Below are 6,634 nucleotides of genomic sequence, written 5' to 3'. Positions count from 1 at the left end.
AAAAGGCACAGCCACCAACACTGGTTATTTGGGGTAAAAATGACAAGTTGTTTGTTGCATCAGGAGCCGAAGCCTACAAAAAAGATTTACCAAACGCAGAAGTTCATTTACTGAATGGTGGGCATTTCCTTTTAGAGGAGCATCACTCCGAAGCAGCAAAGCTTATTGATACGTTTATCACAAAACTTAAATAAGCACAATGAAAATGAATGACATCATCTATACCCTGTTACCTATATTGGTGGGAACCTGTCTCCCCATGCTGGCAATAACCAATGGTAATTTAGGAAAATCGTTCGGTAGCCCTTTTACCGCAACGTTCGGTGTCTTCTTGGTGGCGCTGGCCGGTATTACAATCGTAATACTGGCTGGTAAAGCCCCAATACCAACAGCAGCACAAATAGGCAGCACAAAATGGTGGTATTGGATTGGAGGACTAATAGTAGTATTAAACATTGTAACCTTCACCGTTTCTCCGGCTAAAATTGGAGTTGGCAATATGATAGTGCTTTTTGTAGCAGCACAATTAATCTCTTCAACAGTTTTCGAACATTATGGCTTAGTCGGAGTAGTGCAACATACCATAAATTGGCAAAGAATAGCCGGAATAATTTTATTGGTGGCAGGCGTTTTTCTAATCAAAAAATTTTAAAGTTTAACTATGAATAATAAATACAAAACAAATAATAGCAACCATAAGCGAACCAAGGTAGAAGCCATACTCTGGGCCGGTTTCTTAGCCGGTACTCTGGATGCATTGGCAGGTATTACAGTATATTCGCTCATACTGGGCAGAATGAATATCATACAAGTCCTGCAGTGGATAGCAAGTGGTGTGTTTGGCAAACAAGCTTTTAATGGTGGCCTGGCAATGGCACTAGTTGGCAATATACTTCATTACACTATAGCCTATTCAGTTACAATCGCCTACTTTTTTGCAGCATCTTACTTACCCCAACTAAGAAAAAATTCCACCATAATAGGGCTTTTATTCGGATTGCTAGTTTGGATCATAATGAATATAGTAATACTTCCAATATCAAACGTTGCTCCTATGCCATTTGAACCAATGGTTGCGGCAATGGGTATTAGTTGGCACATGCTATTAGTGGGATTACCAATAGTCAGAATTATAAATAAATATTTCGACAACCACTAACGATATCCTGAAAGTTAGCCTCTGGGTAACTAACTGCAAAAATAAAATTCCCTTCCCCCTTACTGATTTCCGATTTTATTTTGCGGTATTACCGTCACCGCTAAACGCCACTATCAACTTTGCTAATTGATAATGGATTAAACGCACCGCTTTTAAGCGGATACATTTGACCATTTACCTCTTGGTAAAACTCAATTCCTAATGCTAGGAAAAGTGGTTTAGTGCTGGCAGCTGTTACCTGATTGGATTGGGCAATAGCAACGGTTGCTACAGCGTCCCAAGGTAAAATTGCAGTCTCAGAAGTGTCAACAATAAATGTCTCAGCTTCGAAGTCAATTTCTGCACCTCCGGAAATGATCTTAAAGTGGGTGGTTCCTGATGGCGCAGCTATCATGTTAACGGGAACAAACGGTGGAACATCCACGGTGATTCCTCCGGTTACACGATCAATTGCGCTTGTAAAAGGTGCATAAAGGCTGGTGCCTAATTTACCTCTGATGTTGAATTCAAATCCAACCGGCAACTCAGCTTCGCCATCAATTACATTTCTCAGACCACGTTCACTGACTAAATCAGCTTGAATAACTTTAACATTTCTTTAGTTAGTCGACTTACCATTCTATCATCAGCAGAATTTAACAGTAAAGCTCTAAGAGCAGTTCTAAGCAATTTTCCGGCCTTCCCAGCCCGTCCAAATTCAGAACCGTTTTCACGCGTTCTTTGAAACGCAGGATCACTTTCAATCCTACTTTTTTCGATACCTCCTTTCTCGCGGGCGAGATGCCCGTCTTGAGAAGTTTTGTAAAAGGTAATACCTCCGATAGTACCTTTTAGTTTAATTATGCCTTTCTGTCTTGCCATAGTTTCTAAACTTTTGATTAATACTCATTTTCACAATTCACTTTCATTTCGATAATCGTTGCAACTAAATCCCGAATGATTTAATCAAAGGTTCAAACATTAAAATCACAATTCAAATACAGGCAGTTGGGAACCATAAATAACAATAAATAATCGACTATTTTAGTATAGTCGATTTAGCAAAAAACACATAGCTTTATATTAGCCATTTGCCTCAGGTCAAAGAGTAGGCAAAGGCATGGTTAAAGTATTAGAAGTAACAAATTATGATTTCGAGTAACGTCAGGGTATGCATTTATCCAAAAGACGTGCAGCGCATCATGGGAAAAGAATACGCTTAAGCAAGATTATATTTATTGAAAGTAAAGAAACATTTAAATAAAGAACCTCATCAACTAATATCAATTGAGGAATTTTGCGAGTATACAGGACTTAAAATAGAGCATGTAGTGCGTTGCATAGTCGGATAAAAAAATAACAGCTAAAAAGACTGTCAAAACATCGAAATTAAATTGAACTAGTTCAGAATATAGCCAGACTATATTTCGTTCATCTCCTTAAAATCTAGTAATATAACTAATGCCTGCTGTAAATGATCTTGTGAGCCCATCCGGCCTAATTGTCCTAACAACAAAAGGCGTAGCTAAAGAAAGCTCAATACTACTATTTTTAAAATTGTACGCAGAAATAATATTTCCATTTATAGTCAGTCCTGACGAACCATCTATTGAAAAACGTTTCCCATAAATATCTTCAGCACTATCTTCCCCAATGTGATAAATAAATAACACATTAGGCTTAAACACAAACTTTTGGTTTTTAGTCTTTAAGCTGTAAGTTGTTCTAAATAAAACATCGGGCTTTCTATGAAATAAATTTGTTGTTGGAAAATCATCAGTTCCGGCATATTCAGCAAAATAAGAATTGGCATTTATATTAAAAACCGGAATTTGAAAAGCCGCATTAAAATCCCATCGCTTATAGTTTAAATTAGAGGAACCAAGAAAATCAAAAGTACCAAGACTGCTTTGATAATCAAGTGGCAACGGATGGTTGTTTATTTTTAAATTACTTCGATTAAAGGGAATTTTCGCACCAGATGTAAAACTCCACTTAAAACTACTACTCAATTTTCTGTTGTAGCTAAGAAGTAAATAAGCATCCCCAATCGATGCACGTTTACCAAATTCTCCATAAGCAAGAGACGAGGTAATTTTACATGCAGCAGTCCAGGTTTGATTAAAATTTCGTCGATAAGTAATAAAAGGAGACACATACTTTGTGTCCGCCTCACCTGCCCCAAAAACTGTGCTAACTTCAATCTCGTTTTTTAATTTTTGCTCATAACTTTGGTGCCCATTTCCAATATTACAAATTCCTGCATCACTACAACCCTGAGCATTTGAAAAAAAGTAGCAAAAAAACAATAATGGTATTAGCTTGTATGTGCTGTTCATAATAGTAACTCTTGGTTAATTTTGATGTAATTCGGCAATAGCATACAGATGACTATATTGCTGGCAATAAATTAATACATGATTGTAGAGGTTAAAATCAACTTCAGCAGGGATTAGATAGGTCTGATGCTCACCATTCCCTAGTGCTCCCAGGTTAATAAAGGCATTTGGAGAAGCTGAAGTAGATAAATATATTTTTAGATCGGGTCCAAAAGAAACATCAAACTCATCTAAAGATAGCTTAAACTGATTACCGTCTCTATAAATTTTCACGCCTCCCGCAACATTAATTCCTGATGTAGGGATAAAAGTACCGGAATACTTTAGTACAGCATCAGGTGAAATAGGAATTGAGCCCACTTCTACTTCAGTTAATAATCCCTCCTCTTGACAGGAAATAGAAACAAGGGCAACTAAAAACAACAGTAAAAAGCGCTTCATAATCATGACCTTAATTTTCACAAATTTAGAATCATAAAAAATAAAAATTTGTCAGCTATATGACAAGTAGTGAAACTTAATTTTAGAATTTAAAGAACAAAAGCCTTATAAAGTAATATTGTCAACAGTTACAAATTTTTGAACTACCGCAAACTGTCTCGTTTGAACATGTTCAATAGAAAATTGATAATAAAAAAATATATTACGTTTAAAAAATTGTATATTTTTATCTGGCTTAATAGCAAAGCGATTTATCAGTTACCCTATAGGTACACCTACAAAATCCAAACTTTGTTAAGCCTTGAAAATACTGACGTCATCTAAAGAATAGCGGAACCTCTTTCTCCGCAACATGCTTAACAAAGCACTTCAAAAGCCCAGAAATCCTAGGATTTACGTTTTTTTTTATTTTTCCACCCTATCAAATCAGTCATTAATTCGCAATACTGGAGAGGTACAATTCTGGGTACCTTTTTTGAGGGAAAAAGTACCCATATTTAATTGGCTGCCCCAGTGTTTTCAACCTGTTCAGAAAATGAACATCTTGTTTTCAGGAATCGAAAAGCTTACATTTAATAATAACTAAAGGTTACCACTTATGAATACAACCGTTTCAATTCTCTTTTATATCAAGAGAGCAAAAGTCAACAGTAATGGAGTTTGCCCAATTTATGTTAGGGTAACAATCAATGCCAAAAGATTTGAATTTAGCGTCAACAAAAGTATCTCTCCTGACCAATGGTCCAGCGAGGGGTCTAAAGTGAAACGTGGCAATAAAGAAGTCAGGTCAATGACCATCTTGATTATTTAAAAAGCAAGATTCTCGAAGCAGAGAAAAAACTATTGAAAACAGATATCGATATTACTACCGAAAATTTAAGGAACGAGCTTTTAGGAATCGATGCACGCAAACGCATGCTCATTCCCATATTCAAAGACCACAATAAAAAGGTCAAGGAACTGGTAGGAAAAGAGTTTGCACCAGAACTTTAGAAAGGTATGAAACATCTTTAAAGCACACGATCAAATTCCTGCAATGGAAATACCAGATATCTGATATTGATATTACCAAAATCAACCATGCTTTTATTACTGATTATGAATTCTTTCTACGAAGCGTCCGCAACTGCAACAATAACACGGCTGTCAAGTATATCAAAAACTTTAATAAGATTATCCGAATTTGTCTTGCCAACCATTGGATAGACAGGCATCCTTTTGCGAATTATAAAGCAAAGGTAAAAGAAGTTGAGCCCGTTTATTTGACCGAAGAAGAATTGCAGGAAATTATAAATAAAGATCTGGAAATCGAGCGACTGTCCATTGTCCGTGATATTTTCATTTTCAGCTGCTTTACAGGCCTGGCATACATTGATGTCAAAAACCTAACAAAGTTCCATATAAGCATCGGTATCGATGGCGAAAAATGGATATTCACGCACTGGCAGAAAACAGAATCAGCTTCAAAAATCCCAATCCTGCCTATTCCGCAAATGATCATTGATAAATATGCGGACTATCCTGAATGTATAATCAGGGAAAAGCTGCTTCCAATTTCCAGTAATCAAAAGATGAATGCTTACCTGAAAGAGATTGCTACCATTTGCGAAATCAATAAAGACCTCACTTTCCATATTGCACGTCATACTTTCTCAACAACGGTAACACTAACCAACGGCGTTCCTATAGAAAGCGTCAGCAAAATGTTAGGCCATAAAAACCTTCGAACAACACAGCATTACGCAAAAGTGTTGGATAGAAAAGTGAGTGATGATATAAGACTTTTGAGAGATAAGTTTTCATCATTAGAAATCAAAAATAACATAGCCAAATCAAGCTAACTTATCTACTCAAAATCTTTTTTGTTACAAACTCATTAAAAAAGAAATCCCTATATATATTCCCAATAGGGATTTCATTTTTACCAATATACACTGTATTGTTATCTACAGATTCTATTTGCTTTATATTAATGATATAGGACTTACTTACTCTCACAAACATATTTTTAGGCAATTGATCGTGTATAGTTTTAATATTCATAGCTGTAATTACTTTTTGACTTTCGGTGTGCATCACGACATAGTCCTTTAAACCCTCAATAAAATGAATATCATTAAAATAAACTTTAAACATTTTACGGTCAGCTTTTACAAAAAAATAATCATCTGTAATATTTTCAATATTGTTGTTGGTATAATCTGCATTGAATAATTTGTAATAAGTTTGGGCTTTATCAACTCCTTTTTGAAAACGCTCTAATTTTACTGGCTTTATTAAATAATCAATTGCATCTACTTCATAACTATCAGTAGCAAATTCAGAAAATGCAGTAGTAAAAATTACAAACGTTTCTTTTGAAATAGTTTTGGCAAATTCAATCCCATTTATTCCAGGCATTTGTATGTCAAGAAATATCAAATCAACAGTATTATCCAACAAGAATTTTGTAGCAGCATCTGAACTATTAAAAGAACCCATTAAGTCTAAATTATCAGTTTGGGCAATTAACATTTGGATTGCTTCTCTTGCCAATGGCTCATCATCTACTATAATACAATTCATAATTTTATAGTTAAGGTTACACAATATGCTTCTGGATTATCTTCAATTTTTAAATTGTGTGATAAAGGGAATAACAATTCTAATCTTCTCTTAATATTTACCAACCCTAACCCTCCTGAATTATTGTTTACTGCTATTAAGGTAGGTTTTG

Annotated in this window: 11 protein-coding genes and 1 pseudogene; 7 read left to right on the top strand and 5 right to left on the bottom strand. The window is 35.3% G+C overall.

All coding sequences use genetic code 11. From position 1 onward, the window contains the following. The 3 genes from WC622_RS16115 to WC622_RS16105 form a co-directional block, all read left to right on the top strand. On the top strand, positions 1-194 hold a 194-nt coding region (locus WC622_RS16115; RefSeq protein ID WP_372820718.1), incomplete at its 5' end, for an alpha/beta fold hydrolase. Positions 195-199: 5 nt separating this feature from the next. Then, positions 200-652: a DMT family transporter gene (locus WC622_RS16110; protein WP_372820717.1), complete on the top strand. Its 453-nt coding sequence runs from the start codon at positions 200-202 to the stop codon at positions 650-652. 9 nt (positions 653-661) lie between these two features. Continuing rightward, positions 662-1,159: a hypothetical protein gene (locus tag WC622_RS16105; RefSeq protein ID WP_372820716.1), complete on the top strand. Its 498-nt coding sequence runs from the start codon at positions 662-664 to the stop codon at positions 1,157-1,159. 100 nt (positions 1,160-1,259) lie between these two features. Here the strand turns inward: WC622_RS16105 and WC622_RS16100 are convergent, their stop codons facing one another. The 4 genes from WC622_RS16100 to WC622_RS16085 form a co-directional block, all read right to left on the bottom strand. Then, a complete protein-coding gene (locus tag WC622_RS16100; RefSeq protein WP_372820715.1) occupies positions 1,260-1,553 on the bottom strand; it encodes a hypothetical protein in 294 nt (97 codons plus the stop codon). Between the two features lie 173 nt (positions 1,554-1,726). Continuing rightward, entirely contained in the window at positions 1,727-2,020 is a 294-nt protein-coding gene (locus tag WC622_RS16095) for a hypothetical protein (protein ID WP_372820714.1), read from the bottom strand. Between the two features lie 557 nt (positions 2,021-2,577). Continuing rightward, complete coding sequence (locus tag WC622_RS16090; RefSeq protein WP_372820713.1) at positions 2,578-3,477, bottom strand: hypothetical protein; 900 nt, start codon at positions 3,475-3,477, stop codon at positions 2,578-2,580. A gap of 15 nt (positions 3,478-3,492) precedes the next feature. Further along, entirely contained in the window at positions 3,493-3,939 is a 447-nt protein-coding gene (locus WC622_RS16085) for a DM13 domain-containing protein (protein WP_372820712.1), read from the bottom strand. A 577-nt stretch (positions 3,940-4,516) separates the two neighbouring features. On the opposite strand from WC622_RS16085, the gene WC622_RS16080 reads away from it, so the two are divergent. The 4 genes and pseudogenes from WC622_RS16080 (at position 4,517) to WC622_RS16065 (ending at position 5,759) form a co-directional block, all read left to right on the top strand. Then, on the top strand, positions 4,517-4,729 hold the full coding sequence (locus tag WC622_RS16080) for an Arm DNA-binding domain-containing protein (RefSeq protein WP_372820711.1): 213 nt from the start codon (positions 4,517-4,519) through the stop codon (positions 4,727-4,729). Between the two features lie 32 nt (positions 4,730-4,761). Next, on the top strand, positions 4,762-4,911 hold the full coding sequence (locus WC622_RS16075) for a hypothetical protein (protein WP_372820710.1): 150 nt from the start codon (positions 4,762-4,764) through the stop codon (positions 4,909-4,911). A gap of 29 nt (positions 4,912-4,940) precedes the next feature. Beyond that, positions 4,941-5,090 (top strand): annotated as a pseudogene (locus tag WC622_RS16070) (phage integrase SAM-like domain-containing protein); the annotation flags it as partial. Between the two features lie 90 nt (positions 5,091-5,180). Then, entirely contained in the window at positions 5,181-5,759 is a 579-nt protein-coding gene (locus WC622_RS16065; protein WP_372820709.1) for a site-specific integrase, read from the top strand. A gap of 1 nt (position 5,760) precedes the next feature. On the opposite strand, the gene WC622_RS16060 is transcribed toward WC622_RS16065, so the two are convergent. Continuing rightward, positions 5,761-6,483 carry a LytR/AlgR family response regulator transcription factor gene (locus tag WC622_RS16060; protein ID WP_372820708.1) on the bottom strand — a complete coding sequence of 241 codons (723 nt, stop codon included), beginning with the start codon at positions 6,481-6,483 and terminating at the stop codon, positions 5,761-5,763. Positions 6,484-6,634: the final 151 nt, after the last annotated feature.

Source organism: Pedobacter sp. (assembly GCF_041662865.1).
GTDB lineage: Bacteria > Bacteroidota > Bacteroidia > Sphingobacteriales > Sphingobacteriaceae > Pedobacter.
The sequence above is the reverse complement of the archived record's forward strand: the minus strand, read 5'-3'. Positions and strand labels throughout refer to the sequence as shown.

What these genes read in the sequence shown, in the direction of transcription:
- WC622_RS16060 (WP_372820708.1), bottom strand. Translation starts at nt 6,483, where the DNA reads ATGAATTGTATTATAGTAGATGATGAGCCATTGGCAAGAGAAGCAATC.
- WC622_RS16080 (WP_372820711.1), top strand. Translation starts at nt 4,517, where the DNA reads ATGAATACAACCGTTTCAATTCTCTTTTATATCAAGAGAGCAAAAGTC.
- WC622_RS16100 (WP_372820715.1), bottom strand. Translation starts at nt 1,553, where the DNA reads ATGATAGCTGCGCCATCAGGAACCACCCACTTTAAGATCATTTCCGGA.
- WC622_RS16105 (WP_372820716.1), top strand. Translation starts at nt 662, where the DNA reads ATGAATAATAAATACAAAACAAATAATAGCAACCATAAGCGAACCAAG.
- WC622_RS16110 (WP_372820717.1), top strand. Translation starts at nt 200, where the DNA reads ATGAAAATGAATGACATCATCTATACCCTGTTACCTATATTGGTGGGA.
- WC622_RS16090 (WP_372820713.1), bottom strand. Translation starts at nt 3,477, where the DNA reads ATGAACAGCACATACAAGCTAATACCATTATTGTTTTTTTGCTACTTT.
- WC622_RS16095 (WP_372820714.1), bottom strand. Translation starts at nt 2,020, where the DNA reads ATGGCAAGACAGAAAGGCATAATTAAACTAAAAGGTACTATCGGAGGT.